The following is a 25,475-nucleotide window of genomic DNA, read 5'->3' on the forward strand; positions in this document are numbered from 1 at the left end:
TCCCTACAGAATGTCGCCAGCCGCTTCGTCCAGCAGACGACGGCCGATGATCAAACGCATAATTTCGTTGGTGCCTTCCAAAATCTGGTGCACCCGTACGTCGCGGAAATGGCGTTCCAGCGGGTATTCTTTGATATAACCATAACCGCCATGCAGCTGCAGCGCCTGATCGCAGACGGCAAAACCGACGTCGGTGGCAAAACGTTTTGCCATGGCACAATAGGCCGTGGCTTCCGGGTCGTGCTGGTCCAGTTTAAAGGCGGCCAGCCGCACCATTTGACGGGCCGCGACCAGTTCGGTGGCCATATCCGCCAGTTTAAACTGCAGCGCCTGAAAGGCCGCCAGTGGCTTGCCAAATTGCTGACGTTCCAGCATGTAATTGCGCGCTGTATTCAGTGCCTGCTGCGCCGTACCAATGGAGCAGGTAGCGATATTAATGCGGCCACCATCCAGCCCTTTCATTGCAAAGGCAAAACCTTCGCCTTCCTGCCCCAGCAGGTAATGCGCCGGTATCCGCACATTGTCAAAAGTCACCAGCCGGGTGGGCTGCGCATTCCAACCCATTTTCTCTTCGGCTTTGCCGTAGATCACGCCAGCAGCATCGGCTGGCACAATAAAGGCCGAAATACCTTTAGGCCCGGCTTCACCGGTGCGCGCCATCACCACCAATACTTCGGTGGCACCAGCGCCAGAGATAAACATTTTCGAGCCGTTCAGCACGTAACTGTCACCGTCTTTTTTCGCACTGGTGCGCAAGGACGCCGCATCTGAGCCTGAACCCGGCTCAGTTAAACAGTAAGACGCCAGCTTCTGGCCTGTGGTTAACACCTCACACCACTCGGCTTTTGCCTGCTCCGTGGCCCAGCGGGCAATCATCCAGGTGGCCATATTGTGGATGGTCAGCATGGCAGTGGTGGCAGTACACCCCATAGCCAGTTGTTCAAAAATCAGACTGGAGTCCAGCCGCGACAAGCCCAGGCCGCCGGCTGCTTCCGGCGTATACAAGGAGCAAAAGCCCAGCTCACCGGCTCGTTGAATCACGTCTTTTGGAAAATGATGCTCACGGTCCCACTGGGCGGCAAAAGGCGCCAGTTCCTGTTCAGCAAATTGTTTAGCGGTTTCAATAAAAGCTTTTTGGTCGTCGTTCAGAGAAAAATCCATCACTGCACCTGTTGATTCAAAGGCGGTGTCTTGGCACCGCTTGGTTTATATCCGTCGTACTTGAAGCTGCGGCGTTGTTGACTGCGCCATTTCGCCCCAGTCACATAGGTTGACCATGCTCCTGGGGTCTCACTGGCTTGTCGCCTCCCCGCAACGTCAAGTTACTTGGGTATACGTGGTTTGAAGTCTGGGTTTATTTATGATTATCCTCTTAACGCAGGTTAATCGACATATTCGGTCCTGACACCTGAATATCATCATCAAACCAGCGGGCGGTAATGGTTTTGGTCTCGGTATAAAAACGCACAGCCTGTTTACCATAAGCATGCTGATCGCCGTAGAACGAGCCTTTCCAGCCGGTGAAAGAGAAAAACGGCAGCGGCACCGGAATTGGAATGTTAATACCAACCTGACCCACTTCAATTTCATGCTGGTATTTACGCGCCGCAGCGCCGCTTGCGGTAAAAATCGAGGTACCGTTGCCATATGGGCTGGCGTTGACCAGTTCAATGGCCTGCTCCAGCGAATCCACGGCCATAGTGGCCAGCACAGGGCCAAAAATCTCTTCTTTGTACACCGTCATCTCGCGGGTGACATTGCTAAATACGGTGGGGCCAACCCAGTTGCCGTTCGGGTAACCGGCCACTTCAATGGCTGAACCGTCCACCAGGCAGGTGGCCCCTTCTTTTTTGCCCTGTTCAATCAGGGACAAGATACGGGCTTTGGCTTGTGGGCTGATTTGTGGGCCATAAGCCGCTTGTGGGTCCGTGTAGACACCAGGGCGAACCTTGCTGATGGCGTGCGCCACTTCTGGGATCCACTGCTGCGCATCACCGACAAAAACAGCCACAGAGATGGCCATACAACGCTGACCGGCCGCGCCAACTGAGGCACCAACCAAAGCGTTGATCACTTGCTGTTTGTTGGCGTCTGGCATTACCACCATATGGTTTTTCGCACCGGCAAAAGCCTGCACCCGTTTTAAATGCTCAGTGCCGGTTTTGTAAATGTACTGGCCGACATTGACCGAACCGACAAAGGAAATGGCTTTGATGTCCGGGTGGCGCAATAACACATCCACTTGCGCCTTGCCGCCGTGCACCACCTGCAATACACCTTTAGGCGCGCCAGCCTGCACAAACAGCTCGGCAATTTTGTTGACCGTCATCGGGTCTTGCTCAGATGGTTTCAATACAAAGGTGTTGCCACAGGCAATTGCCATCGGGAACATCCACAGCGGGATCATCGCCGGAAAGTTAAAAGGCGTAATACCGGCACAGACACCCAGTGGTTGAATGTAACTGTAGGTGTCGATGCTGCGCGCCACGTTCTCAACAGTTTCACCCATCATCAGTGACGGAATATTGGCCGCCTGCTCCACCACTTCAATACCACGCCAGACATCGCCTTTCGCGTCTTCCACCGTTTTACCGAGCTCCTGGCAGATAATCTCGGCGATCTCCGCCTGATGATCTTTCAGTAACTGCGCAAAACGCATCATTAAACGGGCCCGTTCAGACACCGGCGTTTCTTTCCAGCTTTTAAAGGCCTGCTTGGCAGACGCAATGGCCTGTTCCATTTCGTCCATCGTGGCGCATGGCGCCTGGGCTATCACTTCCTGAGTGGCCGGGTTGGTCACCGGGATCCACTGTTCTGTGCGTGAATTGACAAATTCGCCGCCAATAAAAAGTTGTACCTGGGTACTCATGTTACGTCTCCCCTTGGTTGGGTAGCGAATGCCACCCGGTTCATTATCGTTGTCTTTAGTCTGTTGATTCGACGGCTTGTCGCCTGTTGTTTTTAGTGTGCTGTCAGGGCAGTTCGACCGCCAGGGCCACAGCTTCGCCACCACCTATACATAAAGTGGCAATACCCCGTTTCAGACCTCGGGCCTGCAGTGCGTGAATCAACGTCACCAGAATACGGGCACCGGAAGCCCCAATAGGATGGCCCAAAGCACAGGCACCGCCATTCACATTGACTTTGTTTAGATCCAGCTTCAGCTCTTTGATGGCCAGCATGGTGACCATGGCAAAAGCTTCGTTAATTTCCCACAAATCCACATCCGTGGTGCTCCAGCCCAACTTTTGCAATAACTTCTGCACAGCGCCGACCGGGGCGACGGTAAACAGCTCGGGTTCCTGCGAATGGGTGGCATGCCCCACCACATGGGCCAGGACCTTTTTGCCTTGTGCCTGTGCCGCCTCATCCGCCATCAACACCAGCGCAGCCGCACCGTCCGAAATAGAGCTGGAATTGGCCGCTGTGATAGTGCCGTCTTTGGCAAAAGCCGGGCGAAGTGTAGGAATTTTGTCGATTTTGGCGTTACCTGGTTGCTCATCCACAGCAAACTCCAGATCACCTTTACGGCTTTTCACCACCACAGGGGTAATTTCAGTGACAAAAGCGCCTGACTGAATGGCCTGCTGGGCACGGCTCAGCGACAGTACTGCATATTCATCCATTTGCTCACGGCTAAAACTATGTTCGTCCGCAGTTTTTTGCGCAAAACAGCCCATGGCTTTGCCGTCATAGGCATTTTCCAGGCCGTCCAGCATCATATGGTCTTTGACTTCCGCATGCCCCATGCGCATACCGGCACGGGCTTTTGGCAATAAATAAGGGGCGTTGGTCATGGACTCCATACCACCGGCCACCACCACCTGAGCAGAACCTGCGTTGATCAGGTCACTTGCCAGCATCACGGCTTTTAAGCCTGAACCGCAGACTTTATTGATTGTCGTAGCACCAGCAGATAACGGCAGGCCTGCTTTTAAGGTGGCCTGACGGGCCGGCGCCTGGCCTAAACCGGCAGGCAGTACACACCCCATAATGACTTCACTGACATCAGCGCCCGCGACACCGGCCTGCTGTAAAGCAGCCTGGATCACGCTGGCACCAAGCTCAGTGGCCGAGACTTCGGATAGGCCACCTAAAAATCCACCCATAGCCGTACGTTTGGCCGCCACAATGGCTATTTTCTGCTGCTGTGTCATGTTGAAATACTCCGCTTTATCGCGCTGGTGAATAAATTTGGCCCTGAGCCTACACCAAATTTACGTTTACGCCAACGTCAACCTTGTAACACTATGGTCCTAGGCAACAGCAAAGGTTCAGGTCTGTATCGGCTGCGCCACTGCCGGGTGGCACCTTTGCTTTACAACCTGTCACCAACCACGATGAATCCACTTAATTTATCGGTCATCAGCTTTACCTTTACGTAAACTTCACTTATAGTGGCAACCAGTTTGCAGGAAGGCCCTTATGCTAGATAAAGAAGAAAAAACATACAGTATCAGTGAGTTGGCCAAAGAGTTTGATATCACGACCCGCAGTATTCGTTTTTACGAAGACCAGGGGTTGTTAACGCCTGAGCGCCAGGGCCAAACCCGGATCTACAGTAAAAGAGACAGAGTGCGGCTCAAACTTATCCTGCGTGGCAAACGTTTAGGCTTCAGCCTGTCTGAAACCGGTCAGTTGTTTGAACTCTATGACGCTGATAAAAGCAGCGCCAAACAACTGATGACCATGCTGAAACTGATTGAACAGAAAAAAGCCGAACTGCACCAGCAAATGGATGACATTAAAGTGGTGCTGATGGAGCTGGTGACAGTGGAAAAACGCTGTCGTGAAACCCTCGACGAATTAAAGCAAAAGACTCAGGCCTGAACCACAGGCCACAACAGGGGAACGGCGCTTGCGCCGCAATAAGAACGCACCGGCAAAGCCGGGCACCTCAACCCCACCATTCTTGGTGTGCAAAGAATGGTGGGGTTATACCTCAGTGACTTGAGGCTTCAGTTTCAAGTACGACGGGTAGATAAAAGACTCGGCATACCGGGCAAATAACCAAGACCACGTAAAAACATAAAGCAGACGGGGAAAGCTGATGTTCAGTAGCTACAAGACCTTAAATTTCGGCCTGGGTGACACGGTCGATATGATCCGCGAACAAGTGAACAGCTTCGCCCGCGAAGTGATAGCGCCACGCGCCGCCGAAATAGACCATAACAATGCTTTTCCGAACGAATTATGGCGCCAGTTTGGTGACTTAGGTCTGCTCGGCATGACCGTCAGCGAAGAATACGGTGGTTCGGGTTTAGGCTACCTGGAACATGTGGTGGCGATGGAAGAAATCAGCCGTGCTTCTGCCTCAGTCGGTTTGTCTTATGGCGCTCACTCCAACCTCTGTGTCAACCAGATTTTCCGTAACGGCAACGAAACACAAAAACAACGCTACCTGCCCAAACTCTGCTCTGGTGAACATATTGGCGCTTTAGCCATGTCTGAGCCCAATGCCGGTTCTGACGTGGTATCGATGAAACTTCGCGCCGAGAAAAAAGGCGACAGGTACATCTTAAACGGCAACAAAATGTGGATCACCAACGGCCCTGACGCCCATACCTATGTGATTTACGCCAAAACCGACATTCACGCCGGCAGCAAAGGCATTACCGCTTTTATTGTGGAGCGTGGTTTTAAAGGCTTCAGCCAGGCACAAAAACTCGACAAACTGGGCATGCGGGGCTCAAACACCTGTGAGCTGGTGTTTGAAGACTGTGAAGTGCCGGAGGAAAACGTGTTGGGTGAGGTTGGCGCCGGTGTGAAGGTACTGATGTCTGGCCTGGACTATGAACGTGTGGTGTTATCCGGCGGGCCGCTTGGCATTATGCAGGCCTGTATGGATGTGGTGGTGCCTTACCTGCATGACCGCAAACAATTTGGCCAGGCCATTGGTGAGTTCCAGCTGGTGCAAGGCAAAGTGGCCGATATGTACACCCGGATGAACGCAGCCCGGGCTTATGTCTACACTGTGGCAAAATCCTGTGACCGCCGCGAGACCACCCGCAAAGACGCCGCTGGCGCCATTTTATACAGCGCTGAACTGGCGACCCAACTGGCACTGGACGCTATCCAGTTACTGGGCGGTAACGGGTACATCAATGAATACCCGACGGGCCGTTTATTGCGTGACGCCAAACTCTATGAAATTGGCGCCGGCACCTCCGAAATTCGCCGGATGCTGATTGGCCGCGAGTTATTTAACGAATCAAATTAACCCAAAAAGGCGGTAGAGAGTACTGCAACAAAACGCCGACATGCCTGTGACCCCATCGCTGGGGGCTCGTTTCGCGCCGTCCCCGGTGCGTTGCGGCCGGCTTATTTGCCAAGGTACTCTCCTGTCAGTTCAGTGTTCTCCCTGTGCCGGAGTGCGGTCTTAGCTGACTTCATTCGACGGCTGGCAGAGGTGAAGAGCAACAACCCCATAAGCCAAGGTGGTGAATGTGGCCAAACTCAGCAGCAAAATAAACCCTCGTCAAGACGACTTCCTGCGTAACCAGGCTGCAATGCAGCAACTGGTCGACGATCTGCATGCCAAAGTGCAACAAATTAAACTGGGTGGCGGCGAAAACCTGATTGCCCGCCACACCTCGCGTGGCAAACTTTTTGTGCGGGACCGTATCCAGAAACTGCTGGACCCGGGTTCGCCTTTCCTGGAAATAGGCCAGTTTGCCGGTTGGGACTGTTACGACGATTACGTGCCCGCTGCCGGTGTGGTGGCAGGCATAGGCCGTGTCAATGGTGTGGAGTGTATGATTGTGGCCAACGACGCCACAGTCAAAGGCGGAACTTATTACCCGCTGACGGTAAAAAAGCACCTGCGCGCCCAGGAGATTGCCGAAAACTGCCTGCTGCCCTGTATTTATCTGGTCGACTCGGGTGGCGCCAACCTGCCGCGTCAGGATGAAGTCTTTCCGGACAAGTTGCATTTCGGCCGTATTTTCTTCAATCAGGCGCGCATGTCCGCCAAAGGCATTCCGCAAATAGCAGTGGTGATGGGCCTCTGCACGGCTGGCGGCGCTTATGTGCCAGCCATGGCGGACGAATCCATTATTGTCAAAGACCAGGGCACCATCTTTCTGGCCGGCCCGCCGCTGGTGAAAGCCGCCACAGGCGAAGAAGTGACAGCCGAAGACTTGGGTGGTGCCGATGTGCACTGCAAAATCTCGGGCGTGGCTGACCATTATGCCGTCAATGACGAACATGCACTGCAACTGGCCCGTAATGCGGTGTCCCGGCTGAACCATCAAAAGCCGGTGCAGGGTGACGTCAAACCAGTCGAAGCGCCGCTTTATGATGCCAAAGAGCTGTACGGCATTGTCGGTACCGATCTGAAAAAGCCCTTTGAGGTGCGTGAAGTGATTGCCCGACTTGTCGATGGCTCCGACTTTGACGAATTCAAGCAGTTCTATGGTCCGACGCTGGTCTGTGGTTTTGCCCGCATTTTTGGCAACCCCATCGGCATTGTCGCCAACAACGGCATCCTGTTCAGCGAAAGTGCACAAAAAGGCGCACACTTTATTGAGCTGTGCGCTCAGCGCAAAATCCCCCTGCTGTTTTTACAGAACATCACCGGCTTTATGGTGGGTAAAAAATACGAAGCCGAAGGCATTGCCAAACATGGCGCCAAAATGGTGATGGCCGTGTCTTGTGCCAATGTGCCGAAATTTACGGTGCTGATTGGCGGCTCCTATGGTGCCGGTAACTACGGCATGTGTGGCCGCGCTTATGACCCGACCATGATGTGGATGTGGCCAAACGCCCGTATCTCGGTGATGGGCGGCGAACAGGCTGCCGGTGTTATGGCCACTGTGACCAAAGACGCGTTGGCCCGTAAGGGCGAGCCGCTGTCTGCCGAAGCCGAACAGGCCATCCGGGAGCCTATAGTCAAACAATACGAGCAACAGGGTCACCCCTACTACGCCTCGGCCCGCTTATGGGATGACGGCATTATTGACCCGGCGCAAACCCGGATGGTGCTGGGCCTGGCGTTGTCTGCCGCCCTGAATGCGCCCATTGCCGAATCGAAATTCGGCGTGTTCCGGATGTAAGGAAAAGCCGATGACTTATCAGACGATTCAAACCTCATTAAGCCCGGACGGTGTTGCCGAGCTGGTACTGAACAGGCCAGAAGTGCACAACGCTTTTGGGGATGTCACTATTGCCGAAATGCAGCAAGCGCTGCGTGAGTTTGCCGCCCATCCGGCGGTGCGGGTCTTGCTGCTGAAATCCAATGGCAAAAACTTCAGTGCCGGTGCTGACCTTAACTGGATGCGCTCAATGGCGCAGAAAAACTATCAGCAGAATCTGGACGATGCCGCCGAGTTAGCCGAGCTGATGCGGCTGCTCGATAGCTTCCCCGCCCCCACCCTGGCCCTGGTGCAGGGCGCCGCTTTTGGCGGTGCTTTGGGCCTGGTGGCCTGCTGCGATATAGCGCTGGCTGAACCTGGTGCCAGCTTTTGTTTAAGTGAAGTGAAAATAGGCCTGATCCCGGCCGTGATCAGCCCTTATGTGATGCGGGCCATAGGCGAACGGGCCTGCCGTCGTTATTTTCTGACCGCAGAACGCTTCAGTGCCGACACCGCGTTGCAGCTGGGTCTGGTGCATCAGTTAGCCGAAGCTGGCCAGCTTGATGTGGCAGCTGATGCCATGGTCCGTGGCTTATTGCAAAACAGCCCGGCGGCCCTTCGTTGTGCCAAGGAGCTGATGGCGGCGGTTTACCAACAACCCATTAATTCCAGCCTGATTGCCAGCACCACAGCGCGTATTGCGGCTATTCGGGTGTCTGCAGAAGGGCAAGAAGGTTTAACCGCCTTTTTGGAAAAACGCGCACCAGCCTGGTTGCCAGCCACGGAGGCTCACTAAGATGTTCCGTAAAATTTTGATTGCCAACCGCGGCGAAATTGCCTGCCGGGTAATTCAGACCGCGCACCAGATGGGCATTCGTTGTGTCGCTGTGTATTCCGAAGCCGACGCCAACGCCCGTCATGTGCAACTGGCCGACGAAGCCTACCTGCTCGGCCCGGCGCCAAGCAAAGACAGTTATTTACGCGCCGATAAAATTCTGGCCATTGCCAAACAAAGTGGTGCCGAAGCCATTCACCCCGGTTACGGCTTTTTGTCGGAAAACGAAGAGTTTGCCAAAGCCTGTAGTGACGCCGGTGTGGTCTTTATTGGCCCGCCTGTCGACGCCATAGCAGCGATGGGCAGCAAAAGCGCTGCCAAAGCCATTATGACAAAGGCGGGGGTTCCGCTGGTGCCCGGTTACCATGGCGACAATCAGGACCCGGCCTTTTTGCAGCAACAGGCCGATCAGATTGGCTACCCCTTGTTGCTCAAAGCCGCTTACGGCGGTGGCGGCAAAGGGATGAAGGTGGTGTGGCACTCGGGCGAATTCAGCGAGCAGCTGCAAAGCGCTAAACGCGAAGCCCAAAATGGCTTTGGTAATGACAAAATCCTGATGGAACGTTACCTGACCAAACCCCGTCATGTCGAAATTCAGGTGTTTGCCGACCGTCATGGCAATGCGGTGTATCTGGCGGAGCGCGACTGCTCCATTCAGCGCCGTCACCAAAAAGTGATTGAAGAAGCCCCAGCCCCCAACTTCAGCGCTGCTCAGCGCAAAGCCATGGGTGAAGCGGCCGTCAAAGCGGCCCAGGCCATTGCCTACCAAGGCGCCGGCACAGTGGAGTTTTTATTCGACGAAGACGGCTCTTTCTATTTTATGGAAATGAATACCCGTCTGCAGGTGGAGCACCCGGTCACCGAGATGATCACAGGGCAGGATTTAGTGAAATGGCAGTTGCTGGTGGCCGCTGGGCTGCCACTGCCACTGAGCCAGCACGAAATTACTTTAGACGGCCATGCCATTGAAGTACGGGTGTACGCCGAAGATCCGGACCACGATTTTCTGCCAGCCACCGGCAAACTGACCTACCTGCGTCAACCCGAAGCCAGCCGTCACGTGCGGGTGGACACAGGCGTGGTGCAAAATGATGAAGTGTCGCCTTTTTATGACCCGATGATAGCCAAACTGATTGTCTGGGATGAAAACCGCGACCGCGCTATCAGCCGGATGTTGCGGGCGCTGGACGACTACCGCATTGCCGGGGTGAAAACCAATCTGAACTTTTTAACCCGGTTGCTGGAGCAACCGGCTTTTGCCAACGCTGAGCTGGACACCCATTTTATTGAACGGCACAAAGAGGCCTTGTTTGCGCCGCACCAGCAGGAAACCCATCAGGCCGCCCTGTTGGCTGCACTGTATTTATTACTGCAGCAACGTGGTGAACAACCGGGGTCTGATCCATGGCAGCAGGTCTCAGGCTGGCGTTTAAATGAAGCATCGACTGTTCAGTTTGTGCTGAAAAACGGCGACGAGTCACATCAGGTCAGCCTGGCGACAGACCAAAGCCCGATGCTGGCGAGTTATGCCGGCGTAGAGACAGCAGTGTCAGCCAGCCTGGAAGGAGATGAGCTGCAGGCCAACCTGGCGGGTCACCGGCTGAAAGTCCGGGTCAGCCAAAGCGGTGAACAGCTGTCGGTATTTTTTAAGCAACAACGCTATGATTTTATCTACCAGACTGAACGTCAAAGCCGGCTGGACGAAGACAGCACAGGCCATGGTTTGACAGCACCAATGAACGGCACAGTGGTCGCTGTGATGGTGCAAGCCGGCGCCAAAGTTACGGCCGGTCAGACCTTGCTGGTGATGGAAGCAATGAAAATGGAGTACGCCATTAAAGCGCCTTCTGCCGGTACCGTCAGCCAGATTTATTATGGCGCCGGTGATTTGGTCAAAGATGGCGCCGAACTGGTCGCCTTTGACGCAGAGCAAGCGGAGTAAAGCATGGCCCTGACCTTACAGATGAAAACCAACGAGGCATTGCCAGACAGGGTACGTCTTGTTGAAGTTGGCCCCCGTGATGGTTTGCAAAATGAACAGGCGGTGGCGCTGGAGGCGAAAATCGCCTTGGTGAATGCCTTGTCGGACACAGGTTTGCAGGTGATTGAAACCGGCGCCTTTGTGTCGCCCAAATGGGTGCCGCAAATGGCCGGCTCCGCCGATGTTTTTGCCGGCATCAATCGCCAGCCTGGCCTGACCTACTCCGCGTTAACCCCTAATCTGCAGGGCTATCAGGCCGCTCTGGCGGCTGGGGCCACAGAGGTGGCTGTGTTTGGAGCGGCGTCCGAAGCTTTTACCCAAAAAAATATCAATTGCAGCATTGACGAAAGCCTGCAGCGTTTTGCCCCCGTGCTGGCACAGGCCCACGCCGATGGCATCCGGGTGCGTGGTTATGTGTCCTGTGTGCTGGGGTGCCCCTATCAGGGCGAGGTCTCGCCTGCCGACGTGGCCAAAGTCGCGAAAGCCCTGTATCAGATGGGGTGTTATGAAATCTCTTTGGGTGACACTATAGGGGTGGGCACACCACAGAAAGTCCGGCAGATGCTGGATGCCGTGTTGGAAGTGGTGCCTAAAGCCAAACTGGCAGTGCATTTTCATGATACCTATGGCCAGGCGCTGGCCAATATTTATCAGGCGCTGCAGATGGGCATCAGTGTCATCGACAGTTCGGTGGCTGGCCTGGGGGGCTGCCCTTATGCCGCCGGCGCCTCGGGCAATGTGGCCACTGAAGAAGTGGTCTATCTGCTGAATGGTTTAGGTATAGAGTCTGGTGTGGACCTGCAGAAACTGGCAGCAGCCGGCTGGGCCATCAGTGCCGCCCTTGGCAAAGCCCCTAGTTCTAAAGTAGGACTGGCTCTGCGTGCACGTTGCGCGGACAATGACAACCAGACGTAATAACAGAACCGAGTAACAAAGGATCAACAATGGCAGGTTTTAATAAAGTCGTGACCAGCTACGAGCAAGCGCTGGCGGGCCTGAGCAACGGCATGACGGTGATTGCCGGTGGTTTTGGCTTATGTGGTATTCCGGAAGGCTTGATTGCCCAGATCAAAAAAATGGGCACACGGGACTTAACCGTGGTCTCCAACAACTGCGGCGTCGATGGTTTTGGTTTGGGTATTCTGCTGGAAGACAAACAAATCAAAAAAATGATCGCCTCTTATGTGGGTGAAAACGCACTGTTTGAAAAACAGCTGCTCTCCGGTGAGCTGGAAGTGGAACTGACACCGCAAGGCACACTGGCGGAAAAAATGCGCGCCGGTGGTGCCGGCATTCCGGCCTTTTTTACCGCCACCGGCTACGGTACCCCTGTGGCTGACGGCAAAGAAACCCGCGAAATTAATGGTCGCCATTATGTGCTGGAGCACAGCATCACAGGTGATTTCGCCATAGTGCGCGCCTGGAAAGCCGACCGCTACGGCAACCTGGTGTTCCGCCATACCTCGATGAACTTCAATCCTATGGCCGCAACCGCTGGCAAAATCACCGTGGCGGAAGTGGAAGAAATTGTGGAACCGGGTGAGCTGGAACCGAGCCAAATTCACACCCCTGGTATTTATGTGCACCGGGTAATCAAAGGCAATTTCGAAAAACGTATTGAACGCCGTATGGTCCGTCAGGGTTAAGGAGACAAGCATGGCTTTATCACGCGAACAGGTAGCGATGCGCGTCGCTCAGGAATTACAGGACGGCTTTTACGTGAACCTGGGCATAGGTATTCCAACCCTGGTGGCCAACTATGTACCAGCCGGTATTGAAGTGATGTTGCAGTCCGAAAACGGCCTGCTCGGTATGGGCCCTTACCCCACTGAAGCAGAAATTGACGCCGACATGATCAACGCCGGCAAAGAAACAGTGACTGCCATCAAAGGCGCGGCTATTTTCAGCTCAGCCGAGAGTTTTGCCATGATCCGGGGCGGCCATGTCGACCTCACAGTGTTGGGTGCCTTTGAAGTGGACCAGAATGGCAACATCGCCAGCTGGATGATCCCGGGCAAACTGGTCAAAGGCATGGGCGGCGCTATGGATTTAGTGGCCGGTGCACAGAACATTATTGTCACCATGACCCATGCCGATAAATACGGCGAGTCTAAACTGCTGACCAGTTGCACCCTGCCACTGACCGGTGTGGGCTGCGTGAAAAAAATTGTGACTGACCTGGCGGTACTGGAAGTGAAAGACGGCGCTTTCCACTTGCTGGAGCGGGCACCAGGCGTCAGCGTGGAAGAAATTCAGCAAAAGACGGCTGGCAAACTGGTCGTCAATGGCGATATACCAGAAATGCAGTTTTAATTGGCTATACAAAGCCGGCCATAGCGCCGGCTTTTTTATCACAGCAAAAAGGCGCTGATTTGAGCCTTTCCAGTGCCCCCCTGCCGGTTAATATCCCCGCCAATCAGTGCGATTTCATTTACCGTACGAACCACCGAAACCCGGTCCACATCCCCTATCAGCATCACAAAGGCGCGCTGCTGATTCGCCAGCTTGTACCAACCCACTCTGTAGCCTGGTAAATTCAGCCCTTTTTGCAATTCCACAGGTTCAAACTCTGCCAGCTCATCACAATACCGTAAGTCAATTTTGCTGTTAGCCGCATGTATATGCTCCAGACGGGTCTGAAATAAACCGGCTTTAATTTCCAGTGCATCCAGAGTCATGGCGACACTGTTGTCATTCAGCTTCAGGCACAAGCCCAAAAACAACAGACAACAGAGCGCCATGCCCCACAGACAGAACCTCAGACTTTGTGGAAACACCCAATAGAGTAAAAAGAAGAGCAAGGCAGGCATCAGCAACAAAGCGGTGATCAGACAGAGATAAAGTTGCCATCCCAAATCAAAAATATACATAAAATTCACATTAATCAGCGTATTGGCTACATGATAATAGCAGTCTTGCTTTCAGGGCATGATTTATTGTTAAAAATAATTAAATTATGTAACTTGACTGGCATTTATTCGTCACCAGAACCGCAATGCAGTTGGGGTTCAAACATAAACTTTTGCCGGTAGGCTTTGGGTGTCAGACTGGTGTAATGGATAAACAATTTGCGAAACGAGGACAGATCTTCGTAACCCACCAGCGCCATCACCTGCTCCACCGCCAGACTGGTATTCTCCAACAGAGATTTAGCCCGCTCAACCCGCAAACGTTGTAAATACGCTATTGGGGTTTCATCCAGATGCTGTTTAAAACGACGGATCAAGGTTCTGCTGGTCATCGCAAAGGCTTCAGCAATGGAGTCCAACGTTAAGGGGGACTGCAGGTGCTGCTGCATATAGTGCTGAATTTCGGCCAGTTTAGGGTCGCTGTGCACCAGCGGCAATTGTAAGGACAGATAGGGCAACTGCGAGTGACGGTTTGGGTCTGTCAGCATAATTTTCGCCATCTGCTGTGCAAAGGCGGTATCCATCATCAGTTCGACCAGCCGCAAACACAAATTCAGGTAAGAGGTCGTTGCGCCTGCTGTCAGAATATTCTGCTGCTGCACCACCAGTTCCTGCAGGTTTAGTTGCACCTTGGGAAACATCTGGCGAAAGTAGTTGTTGAAAAACCAGACGGACGTGGCCTGCTTCTGATCCAACAGACCTAATCCAGCCAATGCAAAAGTGCCACTGCAAAAAGCCGTCAGCCACTTGTCCTGCAGGTAAAACTCAGTGATTTGGCGCTGGTAAGGACAGAGGACCTGACTTGCCTGCCGCAGATCGGCTGGTTTGGTGTCATGAAACCCAGGAATGATCAGTGCATCCACAGCCGTTAAATCCACAGGTTCGGTTTCAACCCATACGGCACCAGAGCGGACCTGCGGCTGCGGCCCTATCAGCTTCACCCGAAACAGCGGTTCCTGCTGCTTCAGAAAATACCAGTACTGATTACAAAAGGTAAAAAAGTCCTGGATCGAAGCCACTGCCCCCAAAGCGACTTGCTCCGAAACCCAGACGGCGATAGTTTTCATTTGTCACTTTCACCACCTAAAAAGTCAATAATGCCACTTTAGTCGATTATGCACTGAAGATAAAGTGAACACTGTCACAAAGGAGGTCATCATGGCATGTATCAATAAACGCACTGTCGTCTGGGTATTGTTAGTTTTGACCTGGGGCTTGGTGTTGTCGCTGGGCTGGCAGACACAACCAGAACTTTGGCTGCATCTGGTGCAGATCCCCTTACTGCTGGTACTGACCTTAGGGTTGGCCAGCACCAGCCTGGATTAGCAGAAATCAGCTTTTATTGGCGGGTTGGCGCTGCAGGACAGTCAGTAAACTGGAGGTGTCCCAGCGACCGCCGCCCTGGGCTTGCACCTGGGCATACAACTGATCCACCAGGGCTGTTACTGGCAAGCTGGCCCCATTGCGACGGGCTTCATTCAGCGTAATCGCCAGATCCTTGCGCATCCAGTCGACAGCAAAGCCGAAGTTATACTGGCCATCCAGCATGGTATGACCGCGGTTTTCCATTTGCCAGGACTGGGCAGCCCCTTTGCTGATCACATCCAGCACCGCATGACCATCCAGACCCGATTGCTGAGCAAAATGCATCGCTTCAGCCAGCCCCTGCACCACACCGGCAATACAAATCTGATTGACCATTTTGGCCAGCTGACCAGCCCCGGCCGGACCCAACAATCTGGCGGAGCGTGCATAAGACTGCAGACAAGGTTCGGCTTTGGCAAAATGCGGAGCTTCGCCCCCAAGCATAATGGTCAAGGCACCATTCTGTGCCCCCGCCTGGCCTCCTGACACCGGTGCATCGAGAAAGCCAACCCCGCGGGCCGCGCAGGCCGCATCAAGCTCACGGGCCAGCTCAGCTGAGGCTGTTGTATGGTCAATCAGCAATGAACCTGCAGCCATAGAGAGCAACACCCCCTGCTCGCCATAAACGACCGCACGCACATCATCGTCATTGCCAACACATAACATGACCAGCTCAGCATCTTGCGCCGCTAAAGCCGGGCTTGCTGCCCAGCTGCCACCAAATTCCTGCACCCATTGTTCAGCTTTTGCCTGAGTCCGGTTAAACACTGTGACCTGATAACCGTTGCGCTGCAAATGCCCGGCCATCGGATACCCCATCACGCCTAAACCAATAAAGGCAACCTTTTGTTGAGATAAAACTGACATATTTTTGACTTATTTCTGTGACAGACTGAGGCCAAGCTTACTGAGTCGCTGCAATGATTGCAAAAACAGGCGACCAACCGCCAAAAAGGACTGTTATGCCGAAAGTGCATCATTTCAAAGTCAATGACCATCAGGGCCGTACCGTCGATCTGGCGAGTTACCGCGACAAAGTGTTATTGATAGTCAACACTGCCAGTCAATGTGGTTTTACCCCACAGTATCAGGAACTGGAGCAACTGTATCAGAAGTACAAAGATCAGGATTTTGTCGTACTGGCCTTCCCCTGCAATCAGTTCGGCTCTCAGGAACCCGGCACGGATCAGGAAATTCAGCAGTTCTGTGAACTCAATTATGGGGTCAGTTTTCCTGTTTTTGGCAAAGTACAGGTCAATGGCCTGGATGCTGACCCTCTGTTTGAGTACTTAAAGGATCAGGCCAGAGGTTTAATGAAAACCCGCGCCATCAAATGGAACTTCACCAAATTTCTGGTGAATCGCCAGGGCGATGTGGTGAAACGTTATGCCCCGAGAACCAAGCCCATGAGTTTGTGCCAATCGGTCGAAGAAGTACTGAAATCTTGATCTGTCGCAGGGACTTCCGCCCGGCGTTGAGTTAGGCTGGTGGGGTGTGATGCAAAGGAGCCGCAGAATGAAAGTCGCCTTATTCAGTGCCAAAAAATACGATCAGCAGAGTTTCAGCCAGTGGGCCAGTGCCCGTCTGGAGTTCAGCTATTTTGATACCCGGCTGGATATCAGCAGTGTTGCGCTGGCAGAAGGCCATGATGCGGTTTGCTGTTTTGTGAATGACGACTTGTCCGCACCCGTGCTGGAAGCACTGCAGCAGCAAGGCGTGCGCATGGTGGCATTGCGCTGCGCTGGTTTTAATAATGTGGATCTGGATGCCGTCAGAACACTTGGCATTCGGGTGGCCCGGGTGCCGGCTTACTCGCCTGAAGCTGTCGCCGAGCATACAGTGGCCATGATACTTTGCCTGAACCGCAAACTGCACAAAGCCTATAACAGAGTGCGGGATGATAATTTCGCCCTGGACGGCCTGCTTGGTTTTAATCTGCATGGCAAAACCGTTGGCCTGATTGGTACAGGCAAAATTGGTAAAGCCACGGCCCGTATTTTACTGGGATTTGGTTGTCGTCTGGTCTGCCACGATATTGAGCCGGACACCGACCTCCAGCAATTGGGTGTTAGCTATCTGCCGTTAGAGGATCTCTTTGTGCAGTCTGACATTATCAGCCTGCATTGCCCCTTAACACCACAGACTGCCCATCTGGTCAATGACTCCAGCCTGATGCTGATGAAAGACGGTGTGATGTTGATCAACACCAGCCGGGGTGGTCTGGTTGACACCAAAGCGGTGATTAAAGGCTTAAAAAGCCGCAAAATTGGTTATTTAGGTCTGGATGTGTATGAGCAGGAGGCGGATTTATTCTTCCGGGATTTATCCGAGCAGTTGATAGATGATGAGGTGTTTAAGCGCCTGCTCACCTTTCCCAATGTACTGATCACTGGTCATCAGGCCTTTTTCACTCAGGAAGCGTTGCAACAGATTTGTCAGACCACCAGCGACAATTTGCTGGCTTTTGCAGAAAACCGTCTGACCGGCACCGAACTGTAAAAAGGGCGGTGAGCACAACCGCCCTTCTCTAAGCTGAGTTATTTCAGCTGGCGTTCAAAATAAGCCGTAATGGTTTTATGCAGATGGGTCTGCACCTCCTGACCAAACATCGAATGTTTGCTGCCAGGGTAATCCATGCTGTCAAACAGTTTGCCTTGTTTTTGCAGCTCTGAATACAACTTGGTGCTGTGCGTAAAGAGCACATTGTCATCGGCCATGCCATGGTAAATCAGCAGGTTGCCCTGATAATCCTTGACATACGGAAACACAGAACTGGCGTCATAACCGGCTTTGTTGCTGTTTGGATTGCCCAGATAGCGCTCAGTGTAGTGTGTGTCGTACAAAGACCAGTCTGTCACTGGCGCCCCGGCCACACCGGCCTTAAAGTAATTCCCAGCTTTGAACATCGCCATAATACTCATATAACCACCATAGCTGTGGCCATAAATGCCAATGTTGTCCGCATCCACATAAGGCAGGCTGTGCAGGTACTCCACGCCGGTGATCTGGTCTTCAATTTCCACCACAGCCAGCTTTTTGTAGATTGGAGCTTCAAAGGCTTTACCGCGGTTTTCCGAACCTCTGTTGTCCAGTTGGAACACCATATACCCCTGTTGCACCAGGTACTGGAAATACAGATCTTTCTGGCTCCAGCTGTTGGTGACACGCTGCGCACCGGGGCCACCATACACCCCTACCACCACAGGGTACTTTTTGCCGGCTTGCAAAGTTTTAGGTTCAAACAAGCGGTAATGCAGTACCTGTCCGTCTTTGGCTGTTAAGGTACCAAAACGAGGTTGGACCAATCCATCTTTATAAGCAGCCAGAGGGTGGTTCCCCGCCACTTCGTTCGCTTCCAGTACAGTCAGCACCTGGCCTGAAGTGGTTCGCAGTTCCACTTTGGTTGGCTGAATGACACTGGAGAAACTGTCGATAAAACTCTCACCTGTTTTGGCCATCACCACGGCATGGGAATAGCCCGGAGCCGTCAGACGCTCAATAGCACCTCCTTGCAAAGGCACTGCATACAAATGACTTTCCAGCGGTGTGTCTTTACGGCCGGAAAAAAACACCAGGCCTTTGTCTTCATTAATGGCTTCAATTTTATTGACGATCCAGTCGCCCTGCGTCAGCTGACGCACCAGACTGCCGTCGTTTTTATACAGGTACAGGTGTTTATACCCATCCCGCTCCGATGCCCAGACAAAATGTTTGCCATCTTTGAGGAAAAACAAATCATCATGCAAATTCAGCCAGGTGGTGCTGCGTTCCGTCAGGAGCACCTTGGTTTGCTTGGCTGGCAGCTGCACTGAACGCAACTCCAACGTCTGCTGATCACGGCTTTGCCACTGATAGGTCAGCTCGTCAGCTGACTGAGTCCAGTTCACCCGGGTCAGGTAGATGTCCTGTTCTTTGCCTAAATCCAGCCATTGGATCTGAGGCCGCTTAATGGCGGTTACCCCCAGCTGAATTTTAACATTTGGCGTACCGGTAAAGGGGTAACGCTGGCTGTACAGCTTAATTTCGTCGGCATAAATTTCATTGCGCACCGCTTCAGCGACCGGGCTCTCATCCACCCGGCTAAAGGCAATTTTGCTGTCATCCGGTGCCCACCAGTACCCTGTCATGCGGCCCATTTCTTCCTGAGCCACAAATTCCGCCATGCCGTTTTTGATCACACCACCGCCATCAGTGGTCAACTGGGTTTCTTTGTTGTTTTGCAGGTCCAGCACAAAAAGGTTTTGTTCGCGGACAAAAGACACATAACGGCCTTTAGGCGATATTTGTGCATCGGTTTCAAAGGCTTCAGTGTCGGTCAGCTTACGGGCTCTGGCACTGCTCAAATCGTAGTAGTACAAATCCCCATTGAGCGGAAACAGCAGCGCCTTGCCGTCTTTCGACCAGTGATAACTGACAATACCTGACGCAAATAAACGCAGACGTTCACGCCGGGCTTTTTCTTCATCAGACAGGGTTTCAGGGCCGGAGAATAAGGTATCTGAATCGACCAGCAGACTGTGTTTGCCTTCTTTAGGCTGGTACTGCCACAGATCCAGACGATTGGCATCCGAGCTTTTACCTTTGAGGTAAGTCACCCTGCTGCCGTCAGGCGAAAATGCCAAAGCGCGGGGTGCGGTCCCGCTTAAAGCAGGTTCAGCAAATAAGCGCTCAAGTGTCAGCGGTTGTATGGCAGCAGCAGAGCCCGCCATCAACAGCATGGTTCCGGACGCAGCCAGGGTTATTTTTTTCACAGAGGTTCCTCTCGTTAGTGTTGTTATTCTGATAAAGAAGCGCACCAAAACGGCGCAAACTCAGCGCTCTTGCCCGCTGTATTCTACGGTGAATTGCCATCGTCCTGCACCATTGCTGTACCCCTCTCACCAAACCGAAGCAACAAAAAAAGAGACAAATGAACCAAATCAACAGACAAAACAACAAGAAATCACGATAGACAAAAAAATATTTTTCCCATATGGTCATTGATGAGCTCAGCGAAAAAGAACTGAGACAACTACAAAATCCAGATGAGAAGGCAATCATGATGAACAAAAACAACTACAACCCTATCGCAGTGGCGATAAAAACTGCCTTATGCGGCAGTTTGTTACTCAGTACCGGGACTCTGGCTCAGGAGGTCGCCCAAGCGCCTGCAGCCGACGACAAGTCCGTCGAAAAAATCGTCGTGGTAGGTTCGCGTGGCGCACCACGTTCAGTCGGCGACTCTGCAGTCCCGGTCGATGTGATAGGTGGCGAAGAGTTCGCCAAAAACGGCACCAGTGACATGGTCAGCCTGATGAGCGCTAATGTCCCTTCATTTAACGTCAATGCGCAGCCAATCAATGATGCGTCGACCTTAATTCGCCCTGCCAACCTGCGGGGTTTACCACCAGACAGCACCTTGGTGCTGGTCAACGGCAAAAGGCGTCACCGCGCGGCTGTGATCACTTTCTTGGGCAGCGGTATTTCCGATGGTTCACAAGGCCCCGATATTTCGGTGATCCCCTCCATTGCGCTGAAACAAATCGAAGTATTACGTGACGGTGCCGCCGCTCAGTATGGTTCAGACGCCATTGCCGGTGTGATTAACTTTCGCTTAAAAGATGCTGACGAAGGTGGCTCTTTGGAAGTGAAAACAGGGCAACATTATGAAGGAGACGGCGATTTACGGCAGATTTCCGGCAATATAGGCCTGCCTTTTACTGACAAGGGCTTTGCCAACTTAAGCGCAGAATACAAACAATCGGACCCAACCAGCCGCTCCGTACAACGCTGGGATGCAGCAGACTCTATTGCTGCAGGCAATAACCTGATCGCCGACCCGGCTCAGATCTGGGGATCGCCGGAATTTAAACGTGACGCCAAAGTGTTTTTGAACATGGGCGCTGAAGTTGCGAAAAACCGCGAGTTTTATTTATTTACCAACTGGGCTGAACGTGATGTCGAAGGGGGCTTCTATTTCCGTCACCCGACCACCCGCGGCGGTGTGTATTCCAATGATGGCGGAGACACCTTATTAATTGGCAATCTGGACGAGTCGATGGGCGCCTGCCCGACTATTTCCGCCAAAACAGGTAACAGTATCCGCAGCCACGCCGCCATTATGGCCGACGTCAATGCACTGCCTGATCACTGCTTTACCTTCTACAGCATGTTGCCAGGTGGCTTTACCCCTAAATTCGGCGGTGTAGTCACAGACACCGCTATTGCTTCAGGTGTAAAAGGTGAAACAGACTCAGGCTGGTTCTTTGATGCCAGTATGTCGGTCGGCCGCAGCGAAGTGGAATTTTATATCAAAAACACCATCAACCCGTCTTTAGGGGCCGATACGCCACGCAGTTTCAGCCCAGGCAAATATGTGCAGCTGGAAAAAGCCGCTAACCTGGACTTTAACAAGCCAATTGAAGTGGATGCACTGCCTTACCCGCTGAATGTGGCCGGTGGTGTCGAATACCGCGACGAGACCTTTGAGATTTATGCAGGCGACCCGGCCTCTTTTGAAGTGGGTCCTTTAGCTTCACAGGGCTTTGGTATTGGCTCGAACGGTTTCCCTGGCTTTAAGCCAGAAGATGCCGGTTCTTTTAACCGTTACAGCTATGCCGCTTACACCGAGTTGGGTGCCGAGTTCAGCGATGCGTTCCGGATGGATTTTGCCCTGCGTTATGAAGATTTTGAGGATTTTGGTAACACCACCAACGGCAAAGTCACGGCCCGTTACCAACTGAGCGATGAAATGGCGTTACGTGCAGCGGCCAGCACCGGCTTCCGCGCGCCAACCATTGGCCAGAGCAGTGTGCGTAATGTCACCACCTCCTTTGCCGCTGGTTTAGGTCTGGTTGACACCGCCACCCTGCCACCCACCCATCCGATCTCCGTGCAAAAAGGGGGTAAACCTCTGACGCCGGAAGAGTCGAAAAACTTCTCTGTTGGTACTGTGCTGGAAGTGGATGACTGGTATGTCACGCTGGATTATTTCCATATCAAAGTGGAAGACCGGATCAGCCAGACCTCGTCGCTGGATTTAACCCCAGAAGATATCGAAGCGTTATTGGCACTGGGCGTAAAAGATGCCTCCAGCTTTACCGGGGTGAAGTACTTTACCAATGACTTCGACACCACCACGCAAGGCGTCGATTTAGTCTCCAACTACTCGATGGATTTATGGGGCAGCCGCACCACCTTCTCTTTAGCCTACAACTGGACTGATACCACGGTAGACAGCCATTCAGCCTACATTAGCGATTCTAAAGTAGAACAACTGGAACGGGGCCTGCCCCGGGTCCGTGGTAGCTTTACGGTGGCGCAGAATTATGGTGACTGGGAAGGTTTTATCCGCTTTAACCACTTCGGCGCTTTCTATGAAGACCACTTAGACAGTGGCGTATTACTCGAGTCTGATGGTGGTTTACCTATTGAAGTAGGCTCAGAAATCACCACCGATCTGGAGCTGACTTACCATGTCAATGACAGTTATGACATTGCAGTGGGGGCGCAGAATATTTTTGACGTCTACCCGGATGAGCATAAGTGGGACGGTGTTGCAGGTTCCAAATACCCAACCACAGCAGTGATGGGTATTAACGGCGGTTTCTACTACGCCCGCTTCACTTACAAGTTCTGATAGCACAGTAATCAACCCCGCTTCGGCGGGGTTTCTTTTATGCCTGCTCCTCTGTCCCTGCAGCGATTTACAGTAGCCCCTGCGCATGGCAAAGTTTGTGCTGACACAGGAGAGCCATATGCAACTGATCCCTTGGCAATACCAGACCCAGTATGGATTTAGCCTCAGAGGCTACACAACCCAGCCACGTGGGCTGCCGTTGTTACATGTATTGCATGGCAATGGCTTTTGTTCCCGCATGTATCAACCTTTACTGGAACTGTTGTACCCGCAGTTTGATCTGTTTTTATCGGACGCTCAGGGCCACGGAGACTCTGATCACGGCGGCCACTTTGTGGGGTGGAATGAAAGTGCCGAGCTGGCGCTGGATGCGTTTCTGGCGCACCGGCATCAATTTGGCAAAGTGCCCTGCTATGCGGTTGGCCACAGCTTTGGGGCTGTACTCACGGCGCTGATCAACAGCAGATCAGACAGCCCTTTTCAAAAAGCAGTGTTGTTGGACCCGGTGCTGTTTACGCCCCTGATGCTCGGAAGTATGCGACTGCTGGACTGGGTAGGCTTATACCGCCATAACCCTATGGCCAAAAAGGCGCGTAAAAGACGTGCAAGCTGGCCTGACCGTCAGCACGCCTGGAATTACCTGCATCAGAGAGGAATGTTCAAAGGCTGGCATGACGACGCGTTGGCCGCCTACATTGACCATGCGTTGCAGCAGGGCCAAGCTCAATTCAGCCTGAAGTGCCCACCAAGCCGCGAAGCGGACATATTCGCTTCGTACCCTAAAGGATTATGGGCCGCGCTGAAAAAGCCCTGCAGCCCAAGCTTGTTGCTGTATGGCGATGCGACTTATTCCTTTGTGACCAAATCAGCCCGCAAATGGGCACTATTTAATCCTGCCGTCCAATTAATCCAGGTCAAAGGCGGGCATTGTTTTATGCAGGAAGATCCCAACACCAGTGCTGCACTTATACAGACTTTTTTAACCCCTTCGGATCGTCTGGCTGATTTATCCGTAACAGCCCCATTCCATGTCACAGAAGTTGATTTATAATGGCGCCAGTTTTATGGAACCGGATCCTTATGAAAAAACAGTTATTGCTTTCTGTGTTGCTCAGCAGTTTAGCTGCCTGCAGCCAGTTACCCGACCAGGCGCCAGCCCCAGTGACGCAAGTCAACGAGCCAACACCAGAACCTGAACCCGATCTGGTCGAAAACGAAGTGCTGAATGATCAGGCCACTCAGTCCGTTGCGACTGACTTTGGCCATATCTTTATCGACCGGGATATGAGTTTCAGCGGCACGTTGTCCTGCCGTAACTGCCCTGGCGTTAAGTACCAGATCAACCTGTATCAGGATGGCAAGTTTGAGGCCCGTCAGGAATATATCGACAGCCCGGAGGTCAACCTGGTAAAAGGCAACTGGTTACTCGAAGAGCGTACTATTCATTTGATGTCTCAGACCCTTAAATTGCCGTCCTTTCAATTTGTCAGCAATAACAAAATGGTGTTACTGGATGAAGCTGGTAAACCTGTGGTGTCGAAAGATAATTTTGAACTGATCCGCAGCCAGAATTTTGTCAAACTGGACACCAGTATGAAAATGTTGGGCTTGTACCAGGTCAAAGACAACCAGGCCAGTTTTACCTCCTGTACCAATGGTGAGACATTCAGTATCGCCATGACCCAGCATCATATCCCTATGCTGCGCAGTTACCAGCAGGACAAAAACCTGAATGGCAAAGCAGTCATCGCCACTATGGTGGCCCGTCAAAGTCCAAAAGAAGACAAACTGGTGTTTGTTGAACAGTTTGAACAGTTCTGGCCGGGTGCAAGCTGTCCGGATCAGTACAACATGTCAAAAGTTCAGGGCATTGTCTGGCGGGTCAACCGGATTAAATACATCCAGGTGCCTCAGCAGTACAATTTACGAATGATGTTTAACGACAATGCACGTTTGTATGGTTTCTCTGGCTGCAATTTCTTTAACGGCAGTTACAGCCAGAGTTCCAACCTGCTGAAGATTGATCCTTTGGTCAGCACCCGTAAATACTGCGCTGAAAGTAACTATTACGAATCCAAGTTCACTCAGCATCTGCAGGGCGCCGATCGTATTGAATTAAATGGGGATAAGTTACAGTTGTTCCAGAACAATGAAGTTGTCGTGGAAATGAGCCCGGCACTGAACTGATTCTTTGGTTGTTCAATGCTAAAAAAGCCCCTGAGGTCAGGGGCTTTTTATTTGCTGTTGTGCTTGTTGGTTTCGATCGTCATCCAGCCGGATGGCAATTTCACAGTGATCCGGCTGAGGAAAAAACAGCGCATTAATCACTTCACGCCGTACTACCCATTCGCCTTTTCTAAAATGCAGCCCTGCGCGACTGCTCAGTGTCAGGCTCGGATTACCACCAAGAATTGCATTCAGCAAGCGGCTTAATGCAATCAGTACATTGATGATATAAGTCATTTCAACACCCTCCTTGTAGAAAGCCGAGATCTTTTATAGCTGGTTGCGACAGATTTATGAAATGCGAAACGAAAAAAATGGCTGGCAGGGTTACGTTGCCCTGCTCGAATGGTCCAGCACCGATTTCGAAGTAAATAAAAAAGCCCCCCGCTTTCGCGAAGGGCTTTTTCATTGAATTGGGAGCCTGGCGGTGAACAACATTATTCCGGGCGTCCTGCCCTCCCCCCTTCGG

General features: G+C 52.6%; 23 protein-coding genes. 14 read left to right on the forward strand and 9 right to left on the reverse strand.

All coding sequences use genetic code 11. The annotated features are described in order from the left end of the window. Window positions 1-3: 3 nt before the first annotated feature. From WKJ04_RS12000 to WKJ04_RS12010, 3 genes are all read right to left on the reverse strand, one after another. Entirely contained in the window at window positions 4-1,161 is a 1,158-nt protein-coding gene (locus WKJ04_RS12000; protein WP_337880632.1) for an acyl-CoA dehydrogenase family protein, read from the reverse strand. A 211-nt stretch (window positions 1,162-1,372) separates the two neighbouring features. After that, on the reverse strand, window positions 1,373-2,869 hold the full coding sequence (locus tag WKJ04_RS12005; protein WP_337880633.1) for a CoA-acylating methylmalonate-semialdehyde dehydrogenase: 1,497 nt from the start codon (window positions 2,867-2,869) through the stop codon (window positions 1,373-1,375). Between the two features lie 103 nt (window positions 2,870-2,972). After that, window positions 2,973-4,157, reverse strand: coding sequence for an acetyl-CoA C-acyltransferase (locus tag WKJ04_RS12010; protein WP_337880634.1), 1,185 nt, complete (start codon window positions 4,155-4,157; stop codon window positions 2,973-2,975). A gap of 268 nt (window positions 4,158-4,425) precedes the next feature. Here WKJ04_RS12010 and WKJ04_RS12015 point away from each other — a divergent pair, with 268 nt between their 5' ends. From WKJ04_RS12015 to WKJ04_RS12050, 8 genes are all read left to right on the forward strand, one after another. Further along, complete coding sequence (locus tag WKJ04_RS12015; RefSeq protein WP_337843657.1) at window positions 4,426-4,830, forward strand: MerR family DNA-binding transcriptional regulator; 405 nt, start codon at window positions 4,426-4,428, stop codon at window positions 4,828-4,830. Window positions 4,831-5,050: 220 nt separating this feature from the next. After that, window positions 5,051-6,220 (forward strand): isovaleryl-CoA dehydrogenase, encoded by a 1,170-nt coding sequence (locus tag WKJ04_RS12020; protein WP_337843658.1) that lies wholly within the window; start codon window positions 5,051-5,053, stop codon window positions 6,218-6,220. Between the two features lie 226 nt (window positions 6,221-6,446). Continuing rightward, entirely contained in the window at window positions 6,447-8,054 is a 1,608-nt protein-coding gene (locus WKJ04_RS12025; protein WP_337880635.1) for a carboxyl transferase domain-containing protein, read from the forward strand. Between the two features lie 10 nt (window positions 8,055-8,064). Then, window positions 8,065-8,868 carry an enoyl-CoA hydratase-related protein gene (locus WKJ04_RS12030; protein ID WP_337843660.1) on the forward strand — a complete coding sequence of 268 codons (804 nt, stop codon included), beginning with the start codon at window positions 8,065-8,067 and terminating at the stop codon, window positions 8,866-8,868. Between the two features lies 1 nt (window position 8,869). Further along, a complete protein-coding gene (locus WKJ04_RS12035) occupies window positions 8,870-10,849 on the forward strand; it encodes an acetyl/propionyl/methylcrotonyl-CoA carboxylase subunit alpha (RefSeq protein ID WP_337880636.1) in 1,980 nt (659 codons plus the stop codon). Window positions 10,850-10,852: 3 nt separating this feature from the next. Further along, the gene (locus tag WKJ04_RS12040; protein ID WP_337880637.1) at window positions 10,853-11,803 is read left to right on the forward strand and encodes a hydroxymethylglutaryl-CoA lyase; all 951 of its coding nucleotides are present in this window, start codon (window positions 10,853-10,855) and stop codon (window positions 11,801-11,803) included. Window positions 11,804-11,832: 29 nt separating this feature from the next. Continuing rightward, complete coding sequence (locus WKJ04_RS12045) at window positions 11,833-12,534, forward strand: CoA transferase subunit A (protein WP_337880638.1); 702 nt, start codon at window positions 11,833-11,835, stop codon at window positions 12,532-12,534. Between the two features lie 10 nt (window positions 12,535-12,544). Beyond that, entirely contained in the window at window positions 12,545-13,201 is a 657-nt protein-coding gene (locus tag WKJ04_RS12050; RefSeq protein WP_337880639.1) for a CoA transferase subunit B, read from the forward strand. Between the two features lie 38 nt (window positions 13,202-13,239). Here WKJ04_RS12050 and WKJ04_RS12055 read toward each other — a convergent pair whose 3' ends face one another. Further along, a complete protein-coding gene (locus tag WKJ04_RS12055) occupies window positions 13,240-13,758 on the reverse strand; it encodes a hypothetical protein (RefSeq protein ID WP_337880640.1) in 519 nt (172 codons plus the stop codon). Between the two features lie 104 nt (window positions 13,759-13,862). Continuing rightward, window positions 13,863-14,864: a helix-turn-helix domain-containing protein gene (locus WKJ04_RS12060; RefSeq protein ID WP_337880641.1), complete on the reverse strand. Its 1,002-nt coding sequence runs from the start codon at window positions 14,862-14,864 to the stop codon at window positions 13,863-13,865. A gap of 91 nt (window positions 14,865-14,955) precedes the next feature. Here WKJ04_RS12060 and WKJ04_RS12065 point away from each other — a divergent pair, with 91 nt between their 5' ends. Next, entirely contained in the window at window positions 14,956-15,123 is a 168-nt protein-coding gene (locus tag WKJ04_RS12065) for a hypothetical protein (RefSeq protein WP_337880642.1), read from the forward strand. 6 nt (window positions 15,124-15,129) lie between these two features. Here the strand turns inward: WKJ04_RS12065 and WKJ04_RS12070 are convergent, their stop codons facing one another. Next, entirely contained in the window at window positions 15,130-16,029 is a 900-nt protein-coding gene (locus WKJ04_RS12070; protein ID WP_337880643.1) for an NAD(P)-dependent oxidoreductase, read from the reverse strand. 95 nt (window positions 16,030-16,124) lie between these two features. Here WKJ04_RS12070 and WKJ04_RS12075 point away from each other — a divergent pair, with 95 nt between their 5' ends. Then, window positions 16,125-16,610, forward strand: a complete 486-nt coding sequence (locus WKJ04_RS12075; protein WP_337843669.1) for a glutathione peroxidase — start codon at window positions 16,125-16,127, stop codon at window positions 16,608-16,610. Window positions 16,611-16,677: 67 nt separating this feature from the next. Continuing rightward, on the forward strand, window positions 16,678-17,661 hold the full coding sequence (locus WKJ04_RS12080; RefSeq protein ID WP_337880644.1) for a 2-hydroxyacid dehydrogenase: 984 nt from the start codon (window positions 16,678-16,680) through the stop codon (window positions 17,659-17,661). Window positions 17,662-17,699: 38 nt separating this feature from the next. Here WKJ04_RS12080 and WKJ04_RS12085 read toward each other — a convergent pair whose 3' ends face one another. Continuing rightward, window positions 17,700-19,913: a S9 family peptidase gene (locus tag WKJ04_RS12085; protein WP_337880645.1), complete on the reverse strand. Its 2,214-nt coding sequence runs from the start codon at window positions 19,911-19,913 to the stop codon at window positions 17,700-17,702. Window positions 19,914-20,200: 287 nt separating this feature from the next. Between WKJ04_RS12085 and WKJ04_RS12090 the strand changes: the two genes are divergently transcribed. The 3 genes from WKJ04_RS12090 to WKJ04_RS12100 all read left to right on the forward strand — a co-directional run bounded on the left by WKJ04_RS12090 (window position 20,201) and on the right by WKJ04_RS12100 (window position 24,967). After that, window positions 20,201-22,780, forward strand: coding sequence for a TonB-dependent receptor (locus tag WKJ04_RS12090; protein WP_337880646.1), 2,580 nt, complete (start codon window positions 20,201-20,203; stop codon window positions 22,778-22,780). Between the two features lie 118 nt (window positions 22,781-22,898). Beyond that, window positions 22,899-23,831 (forward strand): alpha/beta hydrolase, encoded by a 933-nt coding sequence (locus tag WKJ04_RS12095; RefSeq protein ID WP_337880647.1) that lies wholly within the window; start codon window positions 22,899-22,901, stop codon window positions 23,829-23,831. A 29-nt stretch (window positions 23,832-23,860) separates the two neighbouring features. Then, window positions 23,861-24,967 carry an META domain-containing protein gene (locus WKJ04_RS12100; RefSeq protein ID WP_337880648.1) on the forward strand — a complete coding sequence of 369 codons (1,107 nt, stop codon included), beginning with the start codon at window positions 23,861-23,863 and terminating at the stop codon, window positions 24,965-24,967. Between the two features lie 36 nt (window positions 24,968-25,003). Here WKJ04_RS12100 and WKJ04_RS12105 read toward each other — a convergent pair whose 3' ends face one another. Both WKJ04_RS12105 and WKJ04_RS12110 read right to left on the reverse strand, forming a co-directional pair. Next, entirely contained in the window at window positions 25,004-25,243 is a 240-nt protein-coding gene (locus tag WKJ04_RS12105) for a hypothetical protein (RefSeq protein WP_337880649.1), read from the reverse strand. A gap of 1 nt (window position 25,244) precedes the next feature. Continuing rightward, the coding region (locus WKJ04_RS12110; RefSeq protein ID WP_337880650.1) for a hypothetical protein at window positions 25,245-25,475 on the reverse strand (231 nt) is incomplete at its 5' end.

Source organism: Rheinheimera sp. (assembly GCF_037442345.1).
Lineage (GTDB): Bacteria > Pseudomonadota > Gammaproteobacteria > Enterobacterales > Alteromonadaceae > Pararheinheimera.

What these genes read in the sequence shown, in the direction of transcription:
- WKJ04_RS12100 (WP_337880648.1), top strand. Translation starts at nt 23,861, where the DNA reads ATGAAAAAACAGTTATTGCTTTCTGTGTTGCTCAGCAGTTTAGCTGCC.
- WKJ04_RS12060 (WP_337880641.1), bottom strand. Translation starts at nt 14,864, where the DNA reads ATGAAAACTATCGCCGTCTGGGTTTCGGAGCAAGTCGCTTTGGGGGCA.
- WKJ04_RS12105 (WP_337880649.1), bottom strand. Translation starts at nt 25,243, where the DNA reads ATGACTTATATCATCAATGTACTGATTGCATTAAGCCGCTTGCTGAAT.
- WKJ04_RS12075 (WP_337843669.1), top strand. Translation starts at nt 16,125, where the DNA reads ATGCCGAAAGTGCATCATTTCAAAGTCAATGACCATCAGGGCCGTACC.
- WKJ04_RS12050 (WP_337880639.1), top strand. Translation starts at nt 12,545, where the DNA reads ATGGCTTTATCACGCGAACAGGTAGCGATGCGCGTCGCTCAGGAATTA.
- WKJ04_RS12020 (WP_337843658.1), top strand. Translation starts at nt 5,051, where the DNA reads ATGTTCAGTAGCTACAAGACCTTAAATTTCGGCCTGGGTGACACGGTC.
- WKJ04_RS12015 (WP_337843657.1), top strand. Translation starts at nt 4,426, where the DNA reads ATGCTAGATAAAGAAGAAAAAACATACAGTATCAGTGAGTTGGCCAAA.
- WKJ04_RS12000 (WP_337880632.1), bottom strand. Translation starts at nt 1,161, where the DNA reads ATGGATTTTTCTCTGAACGACGACCAAAAAGCTTTTATTGAAACCGCT.
- WKJ04_RS12005 (WP_337880633.1), bottom strand. Translation starts at nt 2,869, where the DNA reads ATGAGTACCCAGGTACAACTTTTTATTGGCGGCGAATTTGTCAATTCA.
- WKJ04_RS12090 (WP_337880646.1), top strand. Translation starts at nt 20,201, where the DNA reads ATGATGAACAAAAACAACTACAACCCTATCGCAGTGGCGATAAAAACT.
- WKJ04_RS12070 (WP_337880643.1), bottom strand. Translation starts at nt 16,029, where the DNA reads ATGTCAGTTTTATCTCAACAAAAGGTTGCCTTTATTGGTTTAGGCGTG.
- WKJ04_RS12045 (WP_337880638.1), top strand. Translation starts at nt 11,833, where the DNA reads ATGGCAGGTTTTAATAAAGTCGTGACCAGCTACGAGCAAGCGCTGGCG.
- WKJ04_RS12040 (WP_337880637.1), top strand. Translation starts at nt 10,853, where the DNA reads ATGGCCCTGACCTTACAGATGAAAACCAACGAGGCATTGCCAGACAGG.
- WKJ04_RS12010 (WP_337880634.1), bottom strand. Translation starts at nt 4,157, where the DNA reads ATGACACAGCAGCAGAAAATAGCCATTGTGGCGGCCAAACGTACGGCT.
- WKJ04_RS12080 (WP_337880644.1), top strand. Translation starts at nt 16,678, where the DNA reads ATGAAAGTCGCCTTATTCAGTGCCAAAAAATACGATCAGCAGAGTTTC.
- WKJ04_RS12055 (WP_337880640.1), bottom strand. Translation starts at nt 13,758, where the DNA reads ATGTATATTTTTGATTTGGGATGGCAACTTTATCTCTGTCTGATCACC.
- WKJ04_RS12095 (WP_337880647.1), top strand. Translation starts at nt 22,899, where the DNA reads ATGCAACTGATCCCTTGGCAATACCAGACCCAGTATGGATTTAGCCTC.
- WKJ04_RS12035 (WP_337880636.1), top strand. Translation starts at nt 8,870, where the DNA reads ATGTTCCGTAAAATTTTGATTGCCAACCGCGGCGAAATTGCCTGCCGG.
- WKJ04_RS12030 (WP_337843660.1), top strand. Translation starts at nt 8,065, where the DNA reads ATGACTTATCAGACGATTCAAACCTCATTAAGCCCGGACGGTGTTGCC.
- WKJ04_RS12065 (WP_337880642.1), top strand. Translation starts at nt 14,956, where the DNA reads ATGGCATGTATCAATAAACGCACTGTCGTCTGGGTATTGTTAGTTTTG.